The 22,689-nt window shown below is 43.7% G+C and carries 24 protein-coding genes, 1 riboswitch and 1 other annotated feature; of the genes, 4 read left to right on the forward strand and 20 right to left on the reverse strand.

Features of this window, described 5'->3' with window-relative positions; translation table 11 throughout:
• Positions 1-94 precede the first annotated feature (94 nt).
• The 3 genes from R0K30_RS05650 to purU form a co-directional block, all read right to left on the reverse strand.
• Positions 95-1,342 carry a glutamate-5-semialdehyde dehydrogenase gene (locus tag R0K30_RS05650; RefSeq protein ID WP_410609536.1) on the reverse strand — a complete coding sequence of 416 codons (1,248 nt, stop codon included), beginning with the start codon at positions 1,340-1,342 and terminating at the stop codon, positions 95-97.
• Between the two features lie 12 nt (positions 1,343-1,354).
• Complete coding sequence (gene proB / locus R0K30_RS05655; protein ID WP_230031132.1) at positions 1,355-2,452, reverse strand: glutamate 5-kinase; 1,098 nt, start codon at positions 2,450-2,452, stop codon at positions 1,355-1,357.
• A gap of 55 nt (positions 2,453-2,507) precedes the next feature.
• Positions 2,508-2,725 (reverse strand) — a binding site (T-box leader).
• Positions 2,726-2,768: 43 nt separating this feature from the next.
• Positions 2,769-3,671, reverse strand: a complete 903-nt coding sequence (gene purU / locus R0K30_RS05660) for a formyltetrahydrofolate deformylase (RefSeq protein WP_099727477.1) — start codon at positions 3,669-3,671, stop codon at positions 2,769-2,771.
• Positions 3,672-3,832: 161 nt separating this feature from the next.
• Here purU and R0K30_RS05665 point away from each other — a divergent pair, with 161 nt between their 5' ends.
• A complete protein-coding gene (locus R0K30_RS05665; protein WP_024719622.1) occupies positions 3,833-4,018 on the forward strand; it encodes a hypothetical protein in 186 nt (61 codons plus the stop codon).
• Positions 4,019-4,207: 189 nt separating this feature from the next.
• Here R0K30_RS05665 and R0K30_RS05670 read toward each other — a convergent pair whose 3' ends face one another.
• Together R0K30_RS05670 and R0K30_RS05675 are read right to left on the reverse strand one after the other, a co-directional pair.
• A complete protein-coding gene (locus tag R0K30_RS05670) occupies positions 4,208-4,522 on the reverse strand; it encodes a DMT family transporter (protein WP_099727478.1) in 315 nt (104 codons plus the stop codon).
• Positions 4,519-4,848 (reverse strand): DMT family transporter, encoded by a 330-nt coding sequence (locus R0K30_RS05675; protein ID WP_099727479.1) that lies wholly within the window; start codon positions 4,846-4,848, stop codon positions 4,519-4,521. Before R0K30_RS05675 ends, R0K30_RS05670 begins: the two co-directional genes overlap by 4 nt.
• Before the next feature lie 66 nt (positions 4,849-4,914).
• A riboswitch (guanidine-I (ykkC/yxkD leader) is annotated at positions 4,915-5,023 on the reverse strand.
• Positions 5,024-5,395: 372 nt separating this feature from the next.
• Here R0K30_RS05675 and R0K30_RS05680 point away from each other — a divergent pair.
• A complete protein-coding gene (locus tag R0K30_RS05680; protein ID WP_230031131.1) occupies positions 5,396-6,439 on the forward strand; it encodes a bifunctional transcriptional activator/DNA repair enzyme AdaA in 1,044 nt (347 codons plus the stop codon).
• Positions 6,440-6,457: 18 nt separating this feature from the next.
• Here R0K30_RS05680 and R0K30_RS05685 read toward each other — a convergent pair whose 3' ends face one another.
• From R0K30_RS05685 to R0K30_RS05705, 5 genes are all read right to left on the reverse strand, one after another.
• On the reverse strand, positions 6,458-7,003 hold the full coding sequence (locus tag R0K30_RS05685; RefSeq protein WP_230031130.1) for a GNAT family N-acetyltransferase: 546 nt from the start codon (positions 7,001-7,003) through the stop codon (positions 6,458-6,460).
• Positions 7,004-7,021: 18 nt separating this feature from the next.
• A complete protein-coding gene (locus R0K30_RS05690; RefSeq protein WP_249705154.1) occupies positions 7,022-7,510 on the reverse strand; it encodes a small multi-drug export protein in 489 nt (162 codons plus the stop codon).
• A 311-nt stretch (positions 7,511-7,821) separates the two neighbouring features.
• Positions 7,822-8,574: an HAAS domain-containing protein gene (locus tag R0K30_RS05695; RefSeq protein WP_410609541.1), complete on the reverse strand. Its 753-nt coding sequence runs from the start codon at positions 8,572-8,574 to the stop codon at positions 7,822-7,824.
• Between the two features lie 4 nt (positions 8,575-8,578).
• On the reverse strand, positions 8,579-8,905 hold the full coding sequence (locus tag R0K30_RS05700) for a PadR family transcriptional regulator (RefSeq protein WP_410609543.1): 327 nt from the start codon (positions 8,903-8,905) through the stop codon (positions 8,579-8,581).
• A 114-nt stretch (positions 8,906-9,019) separates the two neighbouring features.
• A complete protein-coding gene (locus R0K30_RS05705; RefSeq protein ID WP_034322378.1) occupies positions 9,020-9,541 on the reverse strand; it encodes an acyl-CoA thioesterase in 522 nt (173 codons plus the stop codon).
• Positions 9,542-9,720: 179 nt separating this feature from the next.
• On the opposite strand from R0K30_RS05705, the gene R0K30_RS05710 reads away from it, so the two are divergent.
• A complete protein-coding gene (locus tag R0K30_RS05710) occupies positions 9,721-10,581 on the forward strand; it encodes a dimethylarginine dimethylaminohydrolase family protein (protein WP_410609546.1) in 861 nt (286 codons plus the stop codon).
• A 72-nt stretch (positions 10,582-10,653) separates the two neighbouring features.
• On the opposite strand, the gene R0K30_RS05715 is transcribed toward R0K30_RS05710, so the two are convergent.
• The 10 genes from R0K30_RS05715 to proG form a co-directional block, all read right to left on the reverse strand.
• Positions 10,654-11,622 carry an ABC transporter ATP-binding protein gene (locus R0K30_RS05715; RefSeq protein WP_249705151.1) on the reverse strand — a complete coding sequence of 323 codons (969 nt, stop codon included), beginning with the start codon at positions 11,620-11,622 and terminating at the stop codon, positions 10,654-10,656.
• Positions 11,622-12,530 (reverse strand): C40 family peptidase, encoded by a 909-nt coding sequence (locus R0K30_RS05720; RefSeq protein WP_410609548.1) that lies wholly within the window; start codon positions 12,528-12,530, stop codon positions 11,622-11,624. The genes R0K30_RS05715 and R0K30_RS05720 overlap by 1 nt, the downstream gene beginning before the upstream one ends.
• A complete protein-coding gene (locus R0K30_RS05725) occupies positions 12,530-13,609 on the reverse strand; it encodes a mandelate racemase/muconate lactonizing enzyme family protein (protein WP_230031127.1) in 1,080 nt (359 codons plus the stop codon). The genes R0K30_RS05720 and R0K30_RS05725 overlap by 1 nt, the downstream gene beginning before the upstream one ends.
• Positions 13,606-14,547: a S66 peptidase family protein gene (locus tag R0K30_RS05730; protein WP_099727489.1), complete on the reverse strand. Its 942-nt coding sequence runs from the start codon at positions 14,545-14,547 to the stop codon at positions 13,606-13,608. The genes R0K30_RS05725 and R0K30_RS05730 overlap by 4 nt, the downstream gene beginning before the upstream one ends.
• 253 nt (positions 14,548-14,800) lie before the next feature.
• Positions 14,801-16,423, reverse strand: a complete 1,623-nt coding sequence (locus R0K30_RS05735; RefSeq protein ID WP_410609551.1) for a peptide ABC transporter substrate-binding protein — start codon at positions 16,421-16,423, stop codon at positions 14,801-14,803.
• Positions 16,420-17,433, reverse strand: coding sequence for an ABC transporter ATP-binding protein (locus R0K30_RS05740; protein ID WP_410609553.1), 1,014 nt, complete (start codon positions 17,431-17,433; stop codon positions 16,420-16,422). The genes R0K30_RS05735 and R0K30_RS05740 overlap by 4 nt, the downstream gene beginning before the upstream one ends.
• A gap of 7 nt (positions 17,434-17,440) precedes the next feature.
• Positions 17,441-18,403, reverse strand: a complete 963-nt coding sequence (locus tag R0K30_RS05745) for an ABC transporter permease (protein WP_410609555.1) — start codon at positions 18,401-18,403, stop codon at positions 17,441-17,443.
• Positions 18,400-19,335, reverse strand: a complete 936-nt coding sequence (locus tag R0K30_RS05750; RefSeq protein WP_367307724.1) for an ABC transporter permease — start codon at positions 19,333-19,335, stop codon at positions 18,400-18,402. The genes R0K30_RS05745 and R0K30_RS05750 overlap by 4 nt, the downstream gene beginning before the upstream one ends.
• An 18-nt stretch (positions 19,336-19,353) precedes the next feature.
• The gene (locus R0K30_RS05755) at positions 19,354-20,178 is read right to left on the reverse strand and encodes a M55 family metallopeptidase (protein ID WP_099727494.1); all 825 of its coding nucleotides are present in this window, start codon (positions 20,176-20,178) and stop codon (positions 19,354-19,356) included.
• Between the two features lie 189 nt (positions 20,179-20,367).
• The gene (proG, locus tag R0K30_RS05760; RefSeq protein WP_230031123.1) at positions 20,368-21,192 is read right to left on the reverse strand and encodes a pyrroline-5-carboxylate reductase ProG; all 825 of its coding nucleotides are present in this window, start codon (positions 21,190-21,192) and stop codon (positions 20,368-20,370) included.
• Between the two features lie 169 nt (positions 21,193-21,361).
• Here proG and R0K30_RS05765 point away from each other — a divergent pair, with 169 nt between their 5' ends.
• A complete protein-coding gene (locus tag R0K30_RS05765) occupies positions 21,362-22,684 on the forward strand; it encodes a S1C family serine protease (protein WP_410609558.1) in 1,323 nt (440 codons plus the stop codon).
• The last annotated feature ends 5 nt before the right edge of the window (positions 22,685-22,689 follow it).

A 22,689-nucleotide genomic window follows, 5' to 3' on the forward strand; every position in this document is an offset into this window, starting at 1 on the left:
AAAACATTACCATATTTTATCATACTTGACCTGAGAAATACAAAAATGAAAGGAAAAAGAGAGCCTGTAGTGACTAGACTCTCTTTTGACATCGTTATTCTCTTATTTGTCCTTGACCACGAATGACAAATTTTTCAGAGGTTAAGGCTGGCAGACCCATCGGCCCTCTTGCGTGCAGTTTTTGTGTACTAATGCCTATTTCTGCGCCATAGCCAAATTCAAAACCATCTGTAAATCGAGTGGAGGCATTATGATAAACAGCGGCAGCGTCGACGGCTGTTAAGAAAAATGCCGCATGCTGATCATTTTCCGTAATGATGGCTTCAGAGTGCTTGGAGCTGTATGTTTGAATGTGTTGAATCGCTTCTTCTATGTTCTGAACGATTTTGATACTGACAATTGGTGCTAAGAATTCCGTTTCAAAGTCAGCAGTTGTCGCAAGTGTTGCGCCCTGAGCAAGTGCGCATACAGCTTCATCGCCTCGGATCTCTACCCCGTTTGTATGAAGTGCTTCAAATAGCGAAGCGCCGTGTGCCTTTGCCCATGTTTCATGAATGACAATGCTCTCAATGGCATTACAAACAGATGGTCTTTGGGTTTTGGCATTCAGAACAATCTGTTCAGCCATCTCTTTTTTGGCTGTTTCATCAATGTAAATATGACAGTTCCCTGCGCCTGTCTCAAGCACTGGCACGGTAGACTCTCTCACAACGAGATCGATTAAATTTTTCCCGCCGCGGGGAATGAGGACATCTAGGTAATCATTTAAGGTGAACAGCGTTTTAGCCGTTTCTCGGCCTGTATCTTCAATCAATTGCACACTGTTTACTGGAATATCCGTTGCATGAAGCGCTTCATGAATGACCTTCACAATCGCTTTATTACTATGGATGGCTGATGAGCTTCCTCGAAGGATCACAGCATTTCCAGTTTTCAAACAAAGGGTCGCAGCATCTACTGTCACGTTCGGCCTTGCTTCATAAATCATCCCAACCGTTCCGAGAGGCACACGTACTTTTTCAATCCAAAGGCCATTTTCTTTTTGAATGGTTTCTAACGTTTCACCAATTGGGTCTTTTAGCTGAACCAGTTGAAGCGTAGCGTCTGCGATTGCTTCAATTCTCTCTTCCGTGAGTGTGATCCGGTCGATGACAGATGGGGTGAACTGCTTTTCCTCGGCTGCTTGAACGTCCTTTTCGTTCTCCTCAATTAAAAAAGCTGAAGATGCTTTTAGAGCTTTTGCGATTGCGTGTAAAGCAGCATTCTTTTGTTCAGTCGTTGTTAATAGCAGCTGATCTTTGGCCGCACTTGCCTTTTTTGCTTTTTCAAGAACTTCATTCATCGTATTCCCTCCTCAGTTTTGTACATGCTGCACCCAGTGATCTCGGTGTATGACCTCAGGCTTCTCATGTGAAAGCTCATCACTTCGCATTCCTTTAATGCCGAGAAGCTCATCAGATGCGTACAATGTTTGTCCCTTACCAACTAATCCGTTCGGACCGACGACTTCAACGACCTCTCCTTTAGAAAAATCACCAGCGACATCAATGACACCCGCCGGAAGAAGGCTTCTGCCGTTGTGCAAAATCGCCGCTTCCGCTCCCGCATCAATCATGATCTTCCCAGAGACAGGTGAGTGGAATTGAATCCATTGACGGCGGTTATTGACCGATGATAAGTCTTGTTCACCGATATACGTTCCATCACCTTGACCTGCGAGAATGTGAAGAAGCTTGTCTTCCCCTGTACCCATGCCAATGAAGACTTTGACGCCAAGTGAAAGTGCGGTTTGTGCAGCAGACAGCTTTGATTTCATCCCGCCTGTTCCAACCTTCGAACCAGTGCTCTTCGCATATGAAAACAATTTATCTGAAATGTGTGTCAATGCATCAAACCGCTTCGCGTCAGGATGCTCATTTGGATTTGCATCATAAATTCCGTTAATGTCAGTTAAGATGATCAATTGATCTGCATGGATTAATCCACTGACAAGAGCCGACAGCATGTCATTATCACCAAAGGTAAGCTCCTCGATCGAAACCGAATCATTTTCATTAATGATCGGTAAAATTTTTCTTTCCAATAGTTCCATCATCGTTGCGTAAGCATTTCGATATCTTGTGCGATCTGAAAAGTCATTACGTGTTAAAAGCATTTGTGCAGGTGTCATGTGAAACTGTGAAAATAGCTCTGTATATTTCTGCATTAATAAGCCTTGACCAACGGCAGCAGCAGCCTGTTTTCCTTTTAAGGTCACAGGTCTTGATGGATATCCTAAACTGCCAAATCCCGCCGCAACAGCCCCTGACGAAATTAAAATGATTTCATGTCCTGCCTCTTTTAGCTTTGCAATGGCTCTCACATGATCCCACATTTTTTGTTCATCAATGGCTCCCTTTTGCTCTGTTAATGAACTGCTGCCAATTTTTATGACGATCCTTTGCTTTTTCATCATTGATTCCCTCCGCTATACCTTTAGGCACAAAAAAATCCCTTTTTCTCCTTAATTAAAGGACGAAAAGGGATTTTCCGTGGTACCACCTTCATTGAATAAGCATGCGTGTGCTTATTCCACTCAACTCCTGTAACGCCAGGCCTGCGCTTAGATTTTTCCTCTAAGGCTCAAAGGGTAGGTTCAGCAGCTGTCTGCGGCAAATGTTTCAGCCTGTCATTTGCTCTCTTTACACAGCAGTTCCTGCTTACTATTCCTTTTCAACGCTCATTAATTTTTTTATATTATCACCAATTGCTTCAGAAAAGTCAAGCGGTCAATTAAACACGATCGTTTTATTCTCATGAACAATAATCCGATCTTCTAGATGCCATTTGACAGCACGTGCAAGCACACTTCGTTCAATCGTACGACCAATATTCTTTAGTGCCTCTGCATCATCCCGGTGATCTACCCGCTCAATATCCTGTTCAATGATCGGCCCTTCGTCTAAATCATTTGTTACATAGTGAGAAGTCGCACCGATTAATTTGACACCCCGCTCATATGCCCGTTTGTATGGGTTCGCACCGATAAACGCTGGCAGGAAGGAATGGTGAATATTAATGATTTTGTTCGGATGCTGTTCAATAAAGGCAGGCGTTAAAATTTGCATGTATCTAGCAAGCACAACCACATCAATATCGTACTCTTCTAATAATGCGAGCTGCTGTTTTTCTGCTTCTTTGCGAATGTCTTTATTTGCCTTCACATGATGGAATGGAATCCCGAGCGCTTCTACTGTATCTTTTGCCGTTTCATGATTGCTGATGACAACCGCAATTTCAGCCATTAAATTTCCGCTCTGCCATTCCCATAGAAGCTCATGTAAGCAATGAAGTTCTTTTGACACGAAGATCGCCAGCTTTTTGAGCTCACTTGCGCGTGACATGCTCCACGTCATTTGAAATGATTCAGCAATTGGCTCAAAGCCGTTTTTCAGCTGAGCAATATTAGCCGAGATGTCTTTCCAATCAAATTCAATTCTTAAAAAGAACCGACCACTTTCATGATCTGTTGTGTATTGACTGGATTCAATGATGTTTGCTCCGCGCTCAAATAAAAAGGTAGATACAGCAGACACAATACCGGGCTGATCCGGGCAGCTGACAAGTAATCTTCCTTTTTGCTCGTGCTTTTGTCTGTGTAATTCAAGTTTCTCTGTAATCAATGTTCTCATGTATCATGACCTCTTTTACGTTTTCATTCTAATGAAATATTATACTGGACTGGAAAGAGAAAAAGCAATTGAGAGCCGCATTTTTTATGAATATTCATTCAATTCCGCATCAGGCGTGATATAATATGAATAGACCTTTTATCACAAAAGGAGTGATGGAGATGAAAAGCATGACTTTATTTGGTAAAGTGAGCTTTTGGCTCGGCATCGTATGTCTAATTACCGGCATTTATCTTTTTATGACCGGAGAAAGACTCATTCCTTTACTCACGTTTGGTGTATGTTTTCTGCTTGTGAGTCAGCTTTACCGCAAAAATGAAAACGATTCCAATCATCATTCAATGTGACACAAAGGGCTAAAATGATCTTTATTTTAGCCCTTTGTCTTCTTTTCAGCGTGATAGAAAACCTTTGCAGTCTAGGAAGGACGAGTACTGGAGCGAATTTGACATTCGTGAGCACCGGCACGCAGGACTGACACCGAATGCGATGGTTTGTCTACACGCTGAGGCTGGCAAACAGATGCCAGCCTTTTTTTATTCAATGATTTTTAGCCCTACCGCCGCAGACAATATCAGTGCGATAAAGAAAATGCGTTTCGCCTCTTTCGACTCGCCGTAAAACAGCATGCCGACAATGGCGCCTCCTGCAGCTCCAATTCCAGTCCAAATGGCATACGCTGTTCCCATCGGAATTGTATTCATCGCAAGAGACAGCATCAGAAAGGACAGCGAAAATCCAGCTGCAATGAATAAAATCCATTTCAGATGTCGATCTTTCTGGAATTGATTCATCATGGTGACACAAAGCATTTCTAAGATGCCTGCACCAATGAGTAAAAGCCAGCTCAAGATTCAGCCTCTCCTTTCTCTTCACCTGTTGTCAGTTTCAGTCCTAATACACCGCACAAAAGCATCATGATCAGCAGTAATTTAACAAGCTGAACCGGTTCACCGAGTACCATGCCTAAGATGACGGTACCTGCTGTTCCAAGCCCGGTAAAGACGGCATAAAGTGTACCAACTGGCAGCACATTCGTTGCTTTCATGAGTAAATAAAAGCTTACGATAATACAAACGATGGTTGCGCTCCATTCCAAGAGGGAGTGGGCATATTTCAGTCCCATCACCCAGCCGACTTCAAATATGGCCGCAATGAATACATTTCCCCATTTCATCCGATCTCTTCCTTTCTTACCGATTCCATGCAACAAAAAAAGCCCGGAAATCGATCGTTTGATCAAACCTCCCGGGCTTTTATCCCTCCGTGTCCATATGGTCTATTCTAAAGACCCTATGTGTTTTCTCTCGGTCCAGACTGCGTCGCCGCACGGAACCCTAGAAAACCAATTCATCATAAGCAGACCTGCCATAGAGCAGATTCTGTATGAAAAAATTGTATCACACCCCAGTATGCCGGTCTACTGCTTTACCTTCTCAATCAAATATACTTGTTCATTTTTCGAAAGAAAGTGATGTGAGCCGAAGTATACTAAATCATAGCAAGAGGAAATCATGAGACCGTGCTGCGAGCTTCGAACCAAACGGATGTCATGATATCGAAAACCGCTTTTAGTACTTGGCTGATATAATGAAACAAGATCCATTTTATGAACGATTAAGGTCATGCCTTTGTGTGTACAAATGATTCGTTCTGTGTCAGACCGTAGAGAAATCATGAATAACAAAATCAATCATTTTATAGGAAAACAAGGGGTGGATCATATGATGATGACCGACGAACAAAAACATGCATTTTATCAAGCACTTGTTGAAAAAAATCCGCAATATGACGGCACATTTTTTGCTGGCATCAAAACAACCGGCATCTTCTGCCATGCCACATGTACCGCCAGAAAACCGAAATATGAAAACTGTGAGTTTTTCTTTACAGCAGAAGAAGCACTGCTAGCAGGGTATCGCCCGTGCAAACGCTGCACACCATTAACATTCCCTAACAGCATTCCAGAAGAAGTCGAAACACTCGTTTCAGCAGTTGAAAAAAGTCCTGAGAAACGATGGAAAGAAGAAGACTTTCGCCAATTAGGGATTCACTCTGCAACGGCGCGAAGGAAATTTAAAGAAATCTACGGAATGACCTTTGTTCAATATGCTAGATCACGCCGTATGGGACTTGCCTTTAAAGAAATTCTGAACGGAAAAAAAGTCATTGATCAGCAAGTCACCTTCGGCTATGAATCTTCTAGTGCCTTCAATGATGCATTTACGAAAATTATGGGGAATCCACCTAAAAAAGCACAGGTCAACATCCTGCATGCCAACTTTATTTCCACACCGATCGGGCGGATGATCAGCGTGACAGATGCCACACATGTGTATTTACTGGAATTTATGGACAGGCGGGGGCTTGAAAAAGAAATTGAGACCATGAGAAAGAAGCATCATGCCCGTATTTTAGTTGGAGAAACAAACGTTCATCAGCAATTAGCAAAGGAATTGGCCTTATATTTTGAAAAAAAACTCACGCAGTTTACTGTGCCATTTTCCTTACATGGCACCCCATTTCAGAAAAAGGTGTGGGATCTTCTCTTACGCATTCCGCCAGGCGAAACGAGATCGTATCGAGATCTTGCCATCATGCTTGGCGATCCTCATTTGGTTCGGGCGGTTGGCAATGCAAATGGTGCCAATCAATTGGCGATTATCATTCCCTGCCACCGTGTGATTCAAACAAGCGGTGAGCTTGGCGGATATGGCGGAGGAATTGAACGCAAGAAATATTTACTTCAGTTAGAACAGCGTGTATAAAAGAAAAATCGGCTCTCTTTATTGTTCAAGCGAGCCGATTTCTCCGTCACGGGTGATGCTGTATACATCAATGATTTGATCCCATTTTGAAATGGTTTTTTCTTTTTTCATGCCCATTTTTAAAGCGATCTTCACTGACGCTTCATTTTCAGGACGAATTAAGCTTACCATTCGTCTGACCTTCATTTCTTCAAAGCCGTATGTCAGACAGCCTCGTGCGGCCTCAACAGCATACCCCTTTCCCCACGCCGCTCTTTTTAGCATATAGCCAATTTCAAGCTCAGTTTGTCCTTCAATGTTTTGCAGCACAATTCCGCTTTGTCCAAGCGGTTCCTTCGTTTCTTTATCTTCAATGACCCACAGGGAGGTATGGTACATGCGGTCATTTTTTTGATTCCAGGCAATCCACTCTTTCGTCTGTTTTTCATCCTTTAAAGAAGGATAATACTTCATGACTTCTTCATCTTGGAACAACTTTTCATATAAGAATGGTGCATCATGCTCATTCATTGTTCTAAGGCTAAGGCGTTCTGTTTCGAGCACTGTCCGTGTCTGATTTTTCACCTATTCTCCTCCCCTCGCTTACTTGCTAAAGATATCTCCAAACAATCCATTTGATTCCGGGGCAAAGTATTGAAAGCCCGCACCGGTTAAACTAGCTGCTAGTGCTGTCCACATCATTAAGCTGACTGTCATCCACACCGCCACTTGTTTTCTTTTCGTACCGAAGCTCATACACATAAAAGCCGCTAAATGACTGCCAATGATAAAAGGACCGACAAGTGCAAGACCAGGAAGACCATAACGTTCCCAAATTTTTCTGGCCCGCAGCTGCTTTTTCTCCCCTTTTTCATCACTTTTATTTTCTTTTCTCTTCAACCGCCATGCTTTAAACCGGTCAACGAAGACAATGAGAAGAAAGACTGTAAGAAAGTTGCCGATGAACCCAATCACCGCTGATGTCACAGGATGCAGTCCACTTAAGATTGCCAGCGGAACGACACCCACCACTTCAAAAAAAGGCAAAGCAGCCAATACAAAAACGAGTATATACCCCCATACAATATCCAAAAACAGAACCCCTTTTCATTTTTGTCCTCTTCCCATTGTAATGAAAAACATGATTCCATTTCTACATTTTTTTAGAAAAAGAAAAGCACATCATATAGGATGCGCTCCAGATTGTTGACAAAGGGCTAAAATAAAGATTATTTTATCTCTTTGTCTTCTTTTCAGCGTGATATGAAAACCCTTGAAGTCTAGGAAGGACGAGTACCGAAGCGGAGCGAATTTGACATTCGTGAGCACCGGCACACAGGAGTGACACCGAATGCGAGGGTTTGTCTTCACGCTGAGGCACATCGTATAGGATGTGCTCTGTTTTACATGGTATTTTCATTTTTCTTGTTTGTTCTCCGCAAGACAACTAGCGTGAGCAATATTAAGATGACAACAGATAGCAGGCTTGTGAGCAGAAGCACACTTGGTGACGTCCAGCCAATCCATTCGAATATGAGCTGCGGTCCGAAAAAAATAATCGGAATCAGTGAAACGACATTCGCCTTTAAGATTGCATTAAATACGACGATACAAAGCAACATCAGAAGGATGACGCCCCATCTTTGGCTTGAAGTAAGCACAAGTAATGGTGTACCGAGCTTTTGATCCAATAATTTCACTGTGATCATGGCCGTCAGCTGAAAGATCCCTAAGATCCAAAAATAGAAAAATGCCCGGCGGCTTGTTTGAAAGGCAGACGCTCTAAACATCACAATCGTTATGATGACATTGGCCACTAAAATGAGCGGGTAACCAATCAGTGCGTACCAAGAATACGATAAGCTTTGACTGACTGCGTCTGCTAAAATCATGTAAAAGAGCGACCCAATCAAAAAGGCACTGACAAATGGAACCCAGTCTTTATAATGTCTTGAAAGCTCTTTTGCCAGTTCATCAGCAAAGCCCCGCGGATCTCCGCCAAATATATCCTCACCTGATTTGCCATCTTTCTCAGCCTCGACAGCGTGTGTTGTCAATTCATCCATGACCTCGTCAATTTCGTCCTCATTTTTCCCCTTTGATATGAGATAGAGTTTCAGCTCTAGTAATATGTGTCTTGTTTCTTTAGTTACCATATTCTCACTTCCTTTTATGTAATAAGCGCTCTACATTTCCTGACAGCTCATTCCAGCGTGCAATAAAATCTGTTAGCGCATGTTCTCCCGCTAGAGTGAGCGTATAGTATTTCCTTTTCGGCCCGCTTGCTGATGCTTTTGTGACCGTGCTGACCAGCTGTTCTTTTTGCATACGCAGCAGAATCGGATAAATACTTCCTTCACTAATTTGATCAAATCCATAATGCGCGAGCTTCTTCGTCATTTCATACCCATAAATATCACCTTCAGAAATAATCGACAGCAGGCAGCCTTCTAAAATTCCTTTTAGCATTTGTGTTGATGTTGTCATCATTATTCCTCCGATTTCAGTACCTTGCACCACAAGATAGCTTCATCTTACCACATACTACCTTGTCATGCAAGATACCATAATAGAAAAAAATCACCGCTTAAAGGGTGATTTTTACGCCCATGGTTTATCTGTCCCAAGTGCGTCAGCCAATGCTTTACTATGCTTTCGGCGGCTTTTTCTTTCCTCTGCTCGCTGCTTCGCTGTTTGATGCAGCATGATTTCTTCCTCTGTTTCCGGCATGACTTGTGGGACTTTCTTTGGCTTCCCATTTTCATCTAACGAGACAAAGGTAAGAAATGAAGTCGCTGCGAGTCTGCGCTCTCCAGACATTAAGTTTTCTTTGATGACTTTGACGAATACTTCCATAGAAGATGTGCCGACCCATGTGACATAGGACTCTAAGCATACAGACTCTTTTTGTCCAATCGGCTCTAAAAAATCAACTGAATCCATTGATGCCGTGACCGTTTCACATCGGCTGTGTCTTGCTGCCGAGATGGAGGCAATATCATCTATATAACTCATTAATTTACCGCCAAATAATGTTTGATGGTTATTCGTATCGAGAGGGAATACCCTGCTTGTTTTAACGACTTTTGATTCTTTACAATACTTGAAATTTTCTTCACTCATCATCATAGCCCCTTCTTGCTGATTTCTTTGATGCGGAACGCTTTTTATTAAACACTATTCTTTTAGGTTTGTCTAAACTTTTTGCTTTAGTCTCACATGAGAGATTTTCTTTCGGAAATGTTTCAACATTTACTAGAAGGAGGAATAATAGAACTATCTACGAACAAGGAGGCCATTTGATGGATTCTATGAAATCAGAGAAAGTGTACAAAACGCCGCACTGTATGAGTGAATATGATGCTTTACAAGAAGTCCTCTTATGCAGCCCTATCTATATGGAAATCAAACAAATCATCAACGAAACCCAAAAGCATTTTGCTAGAGAAAATATTTCTCAAATCAAAGCAGTGGCTCAGCATAAGCAGCTGATTCAAACGTTAAAACACCATCATGTACGGCCTACCCTGCTTCCTGCAAATGACCGCTTTCCTGAACAAGTCTTCACTCGGGATATTGGGTTTACGATTGGACATACCTTATTTGTGTCAAACATGGCCGCTCCGGTTCGGCAAGGAGAAGAACAATCCTTAAAAGAGTGGGCTCAGGCAAAGGGATGGACAACCGTCACCGTGACAGATGGAACGATTGAAGGCGGCGATGTGCTTGTGGATCAGACCCGTGTATTTGTTGGAACGAGCAAAAGAACAAATCCAGCCGCTATCCATCAGCTAAAAAAAGAGCTGCCGGATCACGACATCATTCCCATTCATCTTCCTCCTCACATTTTGCATCTCGATTGTGTGATGAATATTCTTTCTCATGAGGAGATATTGATTTACCCTGAAGCCTTCACCAAAAAGAATCTTCACTTGCTCAAAAAGCATTATGACCTGATTGAAATAAGTGAACAAGAGCAATTCACACTTGGACCCAATGTTCTATCCATTGGGAAGAAAAAAGTGATCAGCTTACCGATCAATCAAGAAACAAATGCTGCATTAACCGCTCACGGCTACACCGTCATTGAAGTGGATTTTTCAGAAATCATTAAATCTGGCGGCTCTTTTAGATGCTGCACACTGCCTATTCGGCGTTCATAAATACAAAAAAGCCAGCTACAGTTTGTCTACTTGCTGGCTTTTATGCGGCTTGTCCTATGCCATGGCATGGCGTTATTTCCTATCGTATAAATGACAGGCGACTTCATGTCCTTCTTCTGCTGCTTGTAATGTTGGCTTTTTTTCAGCACAGATGTCCATGGCGGCAGGACATCTTGTTCGAAATACACAGCCGCTTGGCGGGTTCACTGGACTTGGAATTTCTCCTTTTAAAATGAATCTTTTGCGCTTGTCTTCCACGTCAGGATCTGGAATGGGGATAGCAGATAGCAGAGCCTGTGTATACGGATGCAGCGGCGTCTTATATAAAGCATCACTGCTCGTCATTTCCACGAGATGTCCTAAATACATCACACCAATTCGATCGCTGATATATTTGACCATAGACAAATCATGCGCAATGAATAGAAACGTTAATCCTTCCTCTTTTTGCAGCTTTTTCAGCACATTCACGACCTGTGCTTGAACGGATACATCTAGTGCAGAAATCGGCTCATCTGCCACAATAAATTTTGGCGCTAAGGCAAGTGCTCTTGCAATTCCTATTCTCTGCCTCTGTCCTCCGCTAAATTCGTGCGGATAGCGGGTGGCGAAATCATAGCTTAGCCCTACCGCTTCAAGTAGTTCTTTCACGCGGGCAATCCTCTTCTTTTGACTCCCATAAAGGTTATGGATCTCCATCGGTTCGAGCATAATATCTTTTACTGACAGCCTTGGGTTTAAAGATGAATACGGATCTTGAAACACCATTTGGATTTGTCTATTGAAATCAAATGCTTCACTTTTAGACAGGTGGTGAAGACTTTTCCCTTCATACAAGGCTTCACCATCTGTCGGGTCGTAAAGCCGCATGAGCACTTTCCCAAGTGTGGATTTCCCGCAGCCAGATTCACCAACGAGACCAAAGGTTTCACCTTGTTTCAGCTGAAAAGAGACGCCGTCTAATGCTTTTAAGGTTTTTCCTTTGGATAGATGAAAATGTTTTTTGAGATTGTTGACTTGTAAAAGTGGTTCAACTGCCATCACACCTTCCCCCTTTCGCTTGGCAAATACCGCCTTGCACCTGCCCATTCTCTCTCATATGAAGTGCCAGAAAGGGAAAGAAGCTCAATTTGTCTACCGGTTTTAGGCGAGTGAAGCATGAGGCCATCCCCCGCATATATCCCAACATGGCGAACAGCTCCCTTTCCATTTTCATTTGCAAAAAACATCAGATCACCTGGTTCTAAATGGCTTGATGTGACCGGGGTTCCTTGAACTGCTTGATCGCTTGCATCTCTTGGCAAAAGATATCCGCATGCTTTGTACATGCTGTAAGCAAAACCGGAACAGTCGTAGCCAAAGCTGCTCATGCCGCCCCATAAATACGAAAGCCCGATAAATTGTTTTCCAATGTCTAAGGCATCCTTACCCGTCATAGTGAAAGGCAATGAAACCGGACGCACATCCTCTTTTTTGATTTCTCTCCTTCCTACTGGGGTAAGAACATGAAAGTGATCACTGGCTTCTTCAACCGCTGCCAGCTCTGTTAAAAAACTAACCTCCATATCCGCTTTCCCTTTTTGATATAACACGGCTTTTTTCTGACCTACGACATGGGTTGTAGCTGGCGCACCTTCCTCCGTTACTTGCTTTAATTGCTGAATAGGGATATAGCCAGGATAGCCTTGCGGATGTTTCCGGCTTGCCTGCTGCGGGATGACGACTTTCATCCATCCGTCTGTCTCTTTTAATCCAATGACTCGTTCGCCGAGCAGCACTTGCGATTGAATCAGATTTTCTTCACATAAAGCCAATTTTTCTTCGTAGGTTTGCTGGTTAATCCACTCTTTGATTTTGACGGAACCCTGAAGAATCTTTCGATCAATTTCTCTTGGCGACTGCGGCGCTGTCCATACATTCGCGACTGGAACCTTTGATTCATATATCATCACGAGACTCCTTTCACTCCTTGAATGCCTAACCCATGATGTGGTGGAAAGAATATATTTTTTCCTTTGTACACGATTCCTCCGTCTATTAAGTCCTCTTTTAGCATAAGCGGGGCATCAAAGTCGTAGCGGGTAATATTCGGCTGGCTTGCGGCGAGATGAGCGGCTGCTGTAATGCCAATTTTGCTCTCAATCATACTGCCAACCATGCACTTTACGCCGTAAGCTTCTGCTAAACCATTGATTTTCAGTGCTTCTTTTATACCACCTGATTTCATTAATTTTAAATTCATCAGATCACAGCTTCTCGTTTCAAGCACCTTGATCGCATCATGGAACCCGAAAATGCTTTCATCCGCCATAATCAACGTGTCTGTGGCTTCCGTCACCCGGCGCAGGCCTTCGATATCTTCTTTAGGCACTGGCTGCTCAACTAGTTCGATATTCAGCGCCTCCATTTTTCGAATGGCCACGATCGCTTCCTTCCACGTCCAGCCCTGGTTTGCATCGAGCCTGATCTGAATATCCGGCCCGACTTTTTCTCGAATCCGCTTGATGCGCTGAATATCAGTGTCTATGTCATCTTTTCCTACTTTTATCTTTAAAGTATGAAAGCCTTCAGCTACGTATTGCTTCGCATCTTCTGCCATCTCTAGCGGCCGGTTTACACTGACTGTATAATCGGTTTCAAGCTGATCGCGATATCCGCCAAGGTATTGATAAAGTGGAAGCCCTGCCTGTTTCGCTAAGCCATCATAAATCGCCATATCAATTGCAGCCTTTGCACTTGTGTTGCAAGCGAGCACACGGTCTATAGCTGAAAAGATTTGTTCATATTGCGACAATGAAGCCCCGAGCAAGATCGGCCTGATCACTTCACAGATGGCATAGTCGATGCTTTCCAGCGTTTCACCTGTAATCACCGATGTTGGGACTGCTTCTCCGTAGCTGATGTCACCTTGATCATATGTGATGATCACGATGAGAGATGCTGCGTCATACACCGTTCTTAAAGCGGTTTTGAACGGCTTCTTTAGCGGTACACTCGTTCTGCATGTACGAACATCTACGATTTTCATTTGATAGCCTCTTTCGCTGCGACACCTGGAGAAATATGCAGTTTTTTCCCCGTCGCATCTAGTGCAGCCTGCACGCCTATTGGGATGGCAAAGTTCGGAGATGAATGACCGATCCGAAAGCCGCCAAGTGCAGGTTTCTTTTGCGGCACAATATAGGTCTCCCATAGCTCTTCCAGCGTTAAGGAATGCTCTTTCTTTTTTGGCTCACATTGATGAAAATCCCCTATGATGAATCCAGCCGCATCCTCCAATTTGCCAGCAGATGTAAGGTGCTGCATCATTCGATCGATTTTATATGGTTCTTCGTCAATATCTTCAATGAACAAAAGCTTCCCCTTCGTATCGATCTCAAACGGTGTACCAAGTGTTGTCACGATCAGGGCAAGGTTCCCTCCTGTGATTTCGCCTGAGGCAGTGCCGTGATAGAAGGTTTGAAGTGGTGACAGGTGATGCGCATACGTAAAGGTCTTCGGAGTGAACAGCTGCAAAAAAGTATCTTTCGTATACGGATGGACCTCCTCACATCCCACATCAGAGGAAAGCATCGGGCCATGAAAGGTCACAAGACCCGTCTGCTGCTGGATGGCCGTATGTAAAAACGTAATATCACTATAACCCCAAAAGATTTTTGGGTTCCGGCGAATGAGGTCATAATCAATCGCTTCCGCAATTCTTCCAGTCCCGTATCCTCCGCAAGCACAAATAACGGCCTTCACTTCTGGATCTTGAAACATGCGATGAAGATCTTCTACTCGCTTATGATCGCGGCCTGCTAAATACCCATACCGGCAGTCAATATACTTCCCTTTTTTCACCTTCAGCCCAAGGCTTTCTAAAAAGGCAATCCCTTTTGCTAATTTCAGCTCATCAGGCGGGCTTGCTGGTGCAATAATCCCCACCGTATCCCCTGTTTGAAGTGCCGCTGGCAGCTGGTTCATGCCATATCCCCTCTTTCTCTTTTTCTTTCAATCTATGGGCATCTTCTTCATAACATGAACGATTAAAGGAACAGACGCTTTTTTCAAAGCGTCCAAGATTGTTGACAAAGGGCTAAAATGACCTTTATTTTAGCCCTTTGTCTTCTTTTCAGCGTGATAGAAAGCCCTTGAAGTCTAGGAAGGACGAGTACCGGAGCGGAACGAATTTGAGATTCGTGAGCACCGGCACCGAATGCGAGGGTTTGTCTACACTTTACTCTCCATCTACTTGCGCCCATTTCAAATCGATATAACCAACAGGGTGACGGACAATGCCCTTCACGCCTTCTTTTTGTAGATGTACTTGGTTATAAAAATGTATCGGAATGATCGGTGCTTCTTCAATGAGAAGTGCCTCCGCATCATGCAGAATGCTGTTTCTCTTTTGTTCATTTGCTTCTTGGCTCGCCTTTTTGATCAGCTGATCATAGGTGTCATTTGACCACCCTGTCCGGTTCATCGCATTCCCTGTTTGGAAGCTCTCTAGGAAATTGATCGGATCTGCATAATCTGCTAAAAATGAACTTTGCGAGAATTGGAATTTCAGTGCTTTTTGATCTTCTGCAAACACATTCGCTTCCATGTTCGCAAGCTTCACGTCTACACCTAGCGCTTCTTTTAATTGCTGCTGAATGGCTTCCGCCTTTTTCTTGTTCTCAGGCTTTGTACTATATGTTAATGTGACGGGCGGCAGCTTCGAATAGTTTTCTTCCTTCAGCCCTTTTTCTAACAGCTTCGCAGCTTCACTCTTATCATTTTTCACAAGATCGCCGCCAGCTTCTCTGAAATCCTCACCCTTTGAATCTAGAATCCCCGGCGAGACGAAGGCGCGTGCTGACTTCTCTTCATTTTTCGTCACATAATCCACGATATCTTGCGGGTTGATCGCCATTTGAAAGGCTTTGCGAATGTTCTTATTTTGAAAAGGTTCCATATTCACATTCAGACGATAAAAGAACAGTCCGGCCTGATCTTCAATTTGTACATCTTTATTTTTCAGCAGATTTTCACTTTGCTCTGCTGGGACAAAGGCAGTATCTAAATCTCCTGATTGATACATTTGATAATCTGTGTTTCGATCACTGATCATCAGCCATTTCACTTGATCCAGCTTAACCATTTTTTTGTCCCAATACGTCTCACTTTTTTCCATTGTGAAGCTCTCGTCATGCTTCCACTCTGTGAGCTTAAACGGTCCATTCCCGACAAAGGTTTTGGCATCCTTCGCCCAGTTCGGATCTTTCCCTGCCACCTTCTCATTCACAGGGAAAAAGGCAGGATTTGCGGTCATATTTAAGAAAGATTTCTGCGGGTACGCAAGTTGGACTTCAAGCGTTTTGTCATTTACAGCGGTGACTTTCACGTCTTCTTTCTTTCCTTTGCCGCTGTTAAATGCCTCGCCTCCTTCAATCATGTATGCTAAGAACGATGCAGAAGATCCTGTTTTCGGATCTAACAGCCGCTTCCAAGCATATTCAAAGTCGCTCGCTTTGACTGGATCACCATTCGACCACTTGATACCATCTCTTAAATGGAATGTGTACGTTTTCCCGTTCTCTGAAATCTCCCATTTTTCTGCCATTGCAGGAGATGGTTCGTGCTTTTCATTCAGTCTCGTTAACCCCTCCATTAAGTTATTCAGCCCTTGCCAAGATACATTATTAAAACCAATCGGCGGATCAAACGACGTCGGTTCGTTTTCGTTATTTATGGTTAACACTTTCTCTCCACCCTTATTGCTTGACGATCCTTTACTTGCTTGCTCATTGGCTGTACATCCTGCGAGCAGCATGATTGTTAACAAACATACACTGACGATCCAACCTTTTTTTCTCATGAGAAACTCCCCCTTTGTGTTACAGATAAAATCGTTTGTTTTGCTCGTTCATCCTGGAGCCAGCAATGCACTGTATGTGTAGGTGAACGCTGCGTTTCATGCGGCATGATATGATCACACACTTTCATGGCTGCCGGGCAGCGCTCTTTATACGGACAGCCTTTCGGTGGAGCAAATAAATCCGGCGGGCTTCCTTCAATTGGAATGAGTTCATCTTTCATATCAAGTCTTGGAACGGATTGCAGCAGTCCTTTTGTGTACGGGTGCTGCGGACTGTAAAAGATATCCCGTCTTGTGCCGACCTCAACGATTTTCCCTCCGTACATCACAGCCACTCGATCTGCGACTTGAGCTACAACCCCTAAATCGTGTGTGATTAAGATAATGGTGACACCTGTTTTCTTCTGAATCTCTTTAAATAGCTCTAAAATTTGCGCTTGTATGGTGACATCTAGGGCGGTTGTCGGTTCATCTGCGATCAGCACCTTAGGCTCGCAAATCAGTGCCATTGCAATCATGAGCCGTTGTCTCATTCCGCCGCTGAACTGATGTGGATATTGCTTTAGTCTCTCCTTCGGCTGCGGAATGCCAACCAAATCAAGCATTCGAACAGCCGCTTCTTTCACTTCTTTTTTTGTCAGCTTCTGATGCTCCTTCGCTGCTTCCATCAGCTGATCACCGATTGTCAAAGTCGGGTTCAATGCGGTCATCGGATCTTGGAAGATCATAGAGATATCGACACCACGGATGGCGCACATTTCTTTTTCAGATAAAGAAAGCAAGTTACGGTCACGAAACCAAATTTCCCCCTGATCTACATGAGCGCTGTATGCCGGAAGAAGCCGCATGATACTTTGTGACGTCACACTTTTTCCGCAGCCTGATTCTCCAACAATGGCAAGGGTTTCTTTTTCATACACATCCACATTCACCCCGCGTACCGCTTGAACCGATCCGCCATATGTCCCAAAACTGACATGCAGATCGATCATTTGAAGAACTTTTTTCAAAGCGCCATCACCTCTTCATCTTTGGATCAAGCGCATCTTGCAAGCCATCACCTAAATTGTTAAAACAAAACATCGTCAGTGAAATAAAAAATGCAGGGAAGAACAAACGCCACCAGTGACCATTATCTGACAGGACAGTCGACAGAGCATCATTGGCCATCACGCCCCAGCTTGCAAATGGCGCCTGGATTCCTAAACCGAGAAAGCTTAAGAACGCTTCAGCAAATATCGCTGTCGGCACAGTCAGAGTCATCTGGACGATAATCGGCCCCATCGTATTCGGCAGTAAGTTCCGGCGGATGATTCGCAGGCTTTTTGCACCAAAGGTTTTCGAGGCAAGGACATATTCCTGGCTTTTCAGCTGAAGAACCTGACCTCTCACGATTCTCGCCATTCCAATCCACCCTGTGACAGTGAGCGCTACAATAATGGTGACAAGCCCGGGCCCCATGAGCACCATCAATAAAATGACGACGAGTAAATAAGGAAGACCATAAAGCACCTCGACGATTCGCATCATGACATGGTCATATCTCCCGCCCTTATAGCCAGCAATACCGCCATAAATCACGCCGATGGCAAAATCAATGAGGGCTGCCATCACACCCACAAATAACGAAATGCGTGCTCCGTACCATGTACGCGTGAACACATCTCGTCCAAGCTCATCCGTTCCAAACCAGTGAGCAGCCGAGGGCGGTAGATTTTGCATCGAAAGCCGCTGCTCTGTCACATGATTTGGGGCAAGCAGTGGACCTAAGACCGCCATCATAAAAAGAAAAATCAGCACAGATAGACTAAACATCGCGAGCTTATTTTGCTTTAGCCGTCTCCATGTATCTGCCCAGTACGAAAGAGAGGGTCTTTTAATGGCATGGGCTTCGGTCTTCTTTTGCTCTCTAGGAGAAAACCATTCATCCGGCACTTCATGGTTTCGGTTTGGTTGATCGTGCTGAAGGTGTACGCTCATGCCTTTCCTCCTTTCTGATGCAGCTGAATCCTTGGATCAAGCAGACGATACCCCACATCTACAATGAAAAGAAGTGTGATTAAGATGATGCTGTAAAAAACAGTGGTGCCCATGATCACAGGATAATCACGGTTGTTAATACTCTCGACAAAGTATTTTCCCATTCCAGGAATGGCAAATATTTTTTCAATGACAAAACTTCCTGTTAAAATACTTGCGACAAGTGTTCCAAGAATGGTCACAACGGGTAAAAGCGCATTCCGAAGTGCATGTTTAAACACAATTTTAAAAGGAGAAAGTCCTTTCGCTTTGGCAGTGCGAATATAGTCCTGCGTCAGTACTTCAATCATGCTCGATCTCGTTAACCGGGCAATAATAGCCATTGGACCGACAGCCAGTGCGATTGTAGGAAGCACCATATGCATCGGACTTGTCCACATCGCTGTGGGGAAGAGCTTCAAATTCACAGAAAGCTGCTGAATTAATAAGGTAGCAAAGATAAAGTTTGGAATGGATATTCCGAAAACAGCAATGGTCATGGCGATATAATCAATCAAACCATTATGCCGGAGGGCAGCCATGACCCCTAGCAAGATGCCAGAGATGACAGCAATCAAAATTGAGATAAGACCAAGTTCTAATGAGACTGGGAAGCCTCTCGCCAATAGATCATTGACGCTTTCAGAGGGCTTTTTAATGGAAGGACCAAAATCAAAGGTAACGATGGATTTTAAATAGATGACATATTGAATATAAAGTGGTTCGTCTAAGTGATAGTAGCTTTCGAGGTTTCGCTGGACGGTTTCGTTTGTATTTCGTTCTTCATTGAAGGGCGATCCTGGAATGACCTTCATCAAAATAAACGTTAAAGTCGTAATGGTTAAGATCGTGGCAATCATTGCAATAAAACGCCTGAGCAAAAAGCTGGCCATCTGCTGTCTCCCCCTCGCTTAACAAAATGTTGTACGTGCGGCAAGCTCTGTCATGACAAGCATCGCTTGGTAGGCTTCTAATATATTTTTTGCTTGATACGTCACCGTCGTCGTCCCTTCTATGATGGCAGTACCCGGCATTAAATTCGCCCATTCGGCTTGTCCATAATTGGCGAACTCGATCTTGAGCAGCGGCTGATCAGGAGGCGTCAGCGGCTTTATTTGATGAATCTGTTTCATTGCAGCTTCCACTTGCTGCGAGATTTGTTTATTTACTTTGGCTGGGGTTAAGCATTTCACAGCAGATCTTGAAATGGTTTCTTTCACTGCAACTGTTTTCACGCCAGGCAACAGCTTTTCTGCTTCAAGTGCTGCTTGATCGTCTCCGCATACAAGGATCACCGGAACACCATAATAGCCTGCGACATACGCATTAAAGCCCATTTCACCAATTGGATGATCATTTATGTAAAAATGTCTGACACCAAAAATCATACTGTGGGACATCACACCTTTCATTGATGCCCTCGCATGGTAGCCTAAAAAAACAGCTGCATCATACGTTTGATCTAATCCTTGAACCATTGAATAAGGTTTTACATCGCCTGATATGAGGGCTGCCTCTTCATGCAGTTCTTCGATCAAGAGATTATTCATTTTAGAATGACTGTCGTTGACCAAAATATCGGTTGCACCATGCCCAAGAAGAGCCTCTACACAGGCATTCACTTCATCTGTCATGATTTTTCTGCCCCGCTCATAATTGTGCTGACGGGCATCGACAAATGTATGATCAGCTAGACCAGTAATACCCTCCATATCGACAGATACATAGAGCTTCATCCCCATCCCCCTTTAATTAAACTTAAAATTTGTTTATATTTTTCTAAATTTTCTAAAAAATTATATGAGAACTTGTTTGATTTTTCAATACATTTTCTAAAAATAAGGAGTTTAGACTCATCTGCTACAGGTCAAAAGAATAGAAAGTAAAGGATTTTTTTAACAAATAAAACACCACTAACTATGTCTTTAGTGGTGTTTATTTGCTTCGTCTATCTGCGATTTCAGCTGATCGTATTTCTTCATGGTTTGTGTAAATAAGTCATCAAACATCTGCGGTGCCTGCTTTTGAATGACCGCAGCGCCTTCTCCTGTAATCCCGCCTTTTGTCGCCACCCTATTGACCGTTTCAGCGAATGTGAGGCCGTGTTCTACAAGGACTTGGCCTGTGCCTAAAAGCGCATAAGTTAAAAATTCATATGCTTCCTCTAAGGAAAGCTCACTATTTCTCACAGCGGCTTTCGCCATTTCTTCAAAAATAGCAGCGATAAAACCAGGAGAAGAGCTTGTCAAATTACTCGCCGCATCAAACCGGTCTTCCTCCACTTCCCGGACGATGCTAAAGGCTGAAAGCAGACGGTTCAAACGTTTTTTCTCTTCATCCCCTACGGTTACACCATGCGCAACTAGCGATACGCCCGTCCCAACGGCTGAAGTCAAAGTTGGGATGTATCTGGATACTGGTTGATTCGTATGCTGCGTTAATTTATCTAACGTCACAGCCGCTGCCACTGACACAATATGTATCGCTTTCTTTGCCGGGTGCAGCTGATCCAGAACGTCAAGTACAGCAAGCGGCGGCACACAGACAAACAGAACATCACATGACGCAGAGAGTTCATCTAATGAGCAGATGTTTACATCATCGTGCTTCTCTTTGAGCTGATGCAGCCGCTCCGTTTCACTTCTTGTATGGATCATGAACTGACGGGCATCTAGCACCCTTTTTTCCAGCCATTTTTGTACCATCATATCAGCCATGCTTCCATATCCAATGATTCCGATTGTCTCCACAGTTTAATCTCCTCTATTTTGCTTAGATTCACTACTTATTTTAACAATTTCCCACAATGTTTTCATTTTTATCCCACATTTTTTTCTTACGATAAAGTCAGTATCCACCACATACCGTAAAACACCTTGAACACATACATGTAAAAATTGATGAAAGAGAGTGATCCGAATGACAAATTACAAAGATGAAAAACAACCTTCTTATGAATTACAAACAATCGAACAACCACAAAAACCGAAGAAGAAGCCGAGTGGCTGGTTTAAGCCGTTCGTAAGCGGCATTGTAGGCGGCACGTTAGCATTAGGTGTCTACGTCCTCACGCCATATGCTCAGCACTCAGAAAGCAGTAGAGCAAATGAATCGTCCACAAAAACAGAAGCTGTATCCACTAATGTTACAAGTGCCAATACGTCAAAAACAACAGCCGTACAAACATCGAATTCATCAAGCAGCATCTCCAGCATGGTCGAAAATGTATCACCAGCCATTGTCGGCATAACAAACTACCAAACGCAAAGTCAAACGGCAGCGGGTTTTGGCGATGTCAATACGCCTTTCGATGAATCACAGCAAAATCAAAACAAAAGCAGTCAAGAGGAAGAGACTGGTACAGGCTCTGGGGTTATTTTTAAAAAATCTGGCAGTAAAGCCTATGTCTTAACAAACAACCATGTCATTGAAGGGGCAAACAAACTGACGGTCTCCTTGCACGATGGCAAAACCGTTGAAGGAAAATTGGTCGGTGCAGACCCGCTGACTGACCTAGCGGTTGTAGAAATTAGCAGCAGCAATGTCATGAAGGCTGCGACATTAGGCGATTCTTCTTCACTTCGAGCTGGAGAAACCGTCATCGCGATCGGAAACCCGCTTGGCGAAGATTTATCAAGAACCGTGACGCAAGGAATTGTCAGCGGTGTCGATCGAACAGTCTCTATGAATACATCAGCTGGCGAGAGCAGCATTAATGTCATTCAAACAGATGCAGCCATTAACCCCGGCAACAGCGGCGGACCGCTTTTAACAACAGACGGAAAGGTTGTGGGAATCACGAGTATGAAAATCTCTGAAACAGGTGTTGAAGGAATTGGATTCGCGCTCCCAATAAATGATGTCAAACCAATCGCCGAACAGCTTCTCGCAAAAGGAAAAATTGTGCGTCCTTATATCGGCATTAGCATGCTGGATCTTGAACAAGTCCCAAATGTTTATCAGAAAGAAACACTAGGACTCAAAAGCAGTCAGCTGGATAAAGGCGTGTACGTCAAAGATATCGCCGCCGGCTCACCTGCTGCAAAAGCTGGATTAAAATCAGAGGATGTCATTACCGCCATCAATGGCAAGAAAGTAAAAACCGGCAGTGAATTACGACACGAGCTTTACACGAATGCAAAAGTAGGAAACGCGGTGAAGATCACACTCATTCGAAACGGAAAAGAAGAAACAAAACAGGTCACATTAACGCAATCGGAATCAAAGGAAGTAAGCTCCTAACGAAA

The organism is Bacillus sp. SIMBA_154 (genome assembly GCF_046536015.1).
GTDB lineage: Bacteria > Bacillota > Bacilli > Bacillales > Bacillaceae > Bacillus > Bacillus pumilus_P.

Coding starts and splice junctions, on each gene's coding strand:
- R0K30_RS05650 (WP_410609536.1), bottom strand. CDS start 1,342: ATGAATGAAGTTCTTGAAAAAGCAAAAAAGGCAAGTGCGGCCAAAGAT.
- proB (WP_230031132.1), bottom strand. CDS start 2,452: ATGAAAAAGCAAAGGATCGTCATAAAAATTGGCAGCAGTTCATTAACA.
- purU (WP_099727477.1), bottom strand. CDS start 3,671: ATGAGAACATTGATTACAGAGAAACTTGAATTACACAGACAAAAGCAC.
- R0K30_RS05665 (WP_024719622.1), top strand. CDS start 3,833: ATGAAAAGCATGACTTTATTTGGTAAAGTGAGCTTTTGGCTCGGCATC.
- R0K30_RS05675 (WP_099727479.1), bottom strand. CDS start 4,848: ATGAAATGGGGAAATGTATTCATTGCGGCCATATTTGAAGTCGGCTGG.
- R0K30_RS05680 (WP_230031131.1), top strand. CDS start 5,396: ATGATGATGACCGACGAACAAAAACATGCATTTTATCAAGCACTTGTT.
- R0K30_RS05695 (WP_410609541.1), bottom strand. CDS start 8,574: ATGGTAACTAAAGAAACAAGACACATATTACTAGAGCTGAAACTCTAT.
- R0K30_RS05700 (WP_410609543.1), bottom strand. CDS start 8,905: ATGACAACATCAACACAAATGCTAAAAGGAATTTTAGAAGGCTGCCTG.
- R0K30_RS05705 (WP_034322378.1), bottom strand. CDS start 9,541: ATGAGTGAAGAAAATTTCAAGTATTGTAAAGAATCAAAAGTCGTTAAA.
- R0K30_RS05710 (WP_410609546.1), top strand. CDS start 9,721: ATGGATTCTATGAAATCAGAGAAAGTGTACAAAACGCCGCACTGTATG.
- R0K30_RS05715 (WP_249705151.1), bottom strand. CDS start 11,622: ATGGCAGTTGAACCACTTTTACAAGTCAACAATCTCAAAAAACATTTT.
- R0K30_RS05720 (WP_410609548.1), bottom strand. CDS start 12,530: ATGATATATGAATCAAAGGTTCCAGTCGCGAATGTATGGACAGCGCCG.
- R0K30_RS05725 (WP_230031127.1), bottom strand. CDS start 13,609: ATGAAAATCGTAGATGTTCGTACATGCAGAACGAGTGTACCGCTAAAG.
- R0K30_RS05730 (WP_099727489.1), bottom strand. CDS start 14,547: ATGAACCAGCTGCCAGCGGCACTTCAAACAGGGGATACGGTGGGGATT.
- R0K30_RS05735 (WP_410609551.1), bottom strand. CDS start 16,423: ATGAGAAAAAAAGGTTGGATCGTCAGTGTATGTTTGTTAACAATCATG.
- R0K30_RS05745 (WP_410609555.1), bottom strand. CDS start 18,403: ATGAGCGTACACCTTCAGCACGATCAACCAAACCGAAACCATGAAGTG.
- R0K30_RS05750 (WP_367307724.1), bottom strand. CDS start 19,335: ATGGCCAGCTTTTTGCTCAGGCGTTTTATTGCAATGATTGCCACGATC.
- R0K30_RS05755 (WP_099727494.1), bottom strand. CDS start 20,178: ATGAAGCTCTATGTATCTGTCGATATGGAGGGTATTACTGGTCTAGCT.
- R0K30_RS05765 (WP_410609558.1), top strand. CDS start 21,362: ATGACAAATTACAAAGATGAAAAACAACCTTCTTATGAATTACAAACA.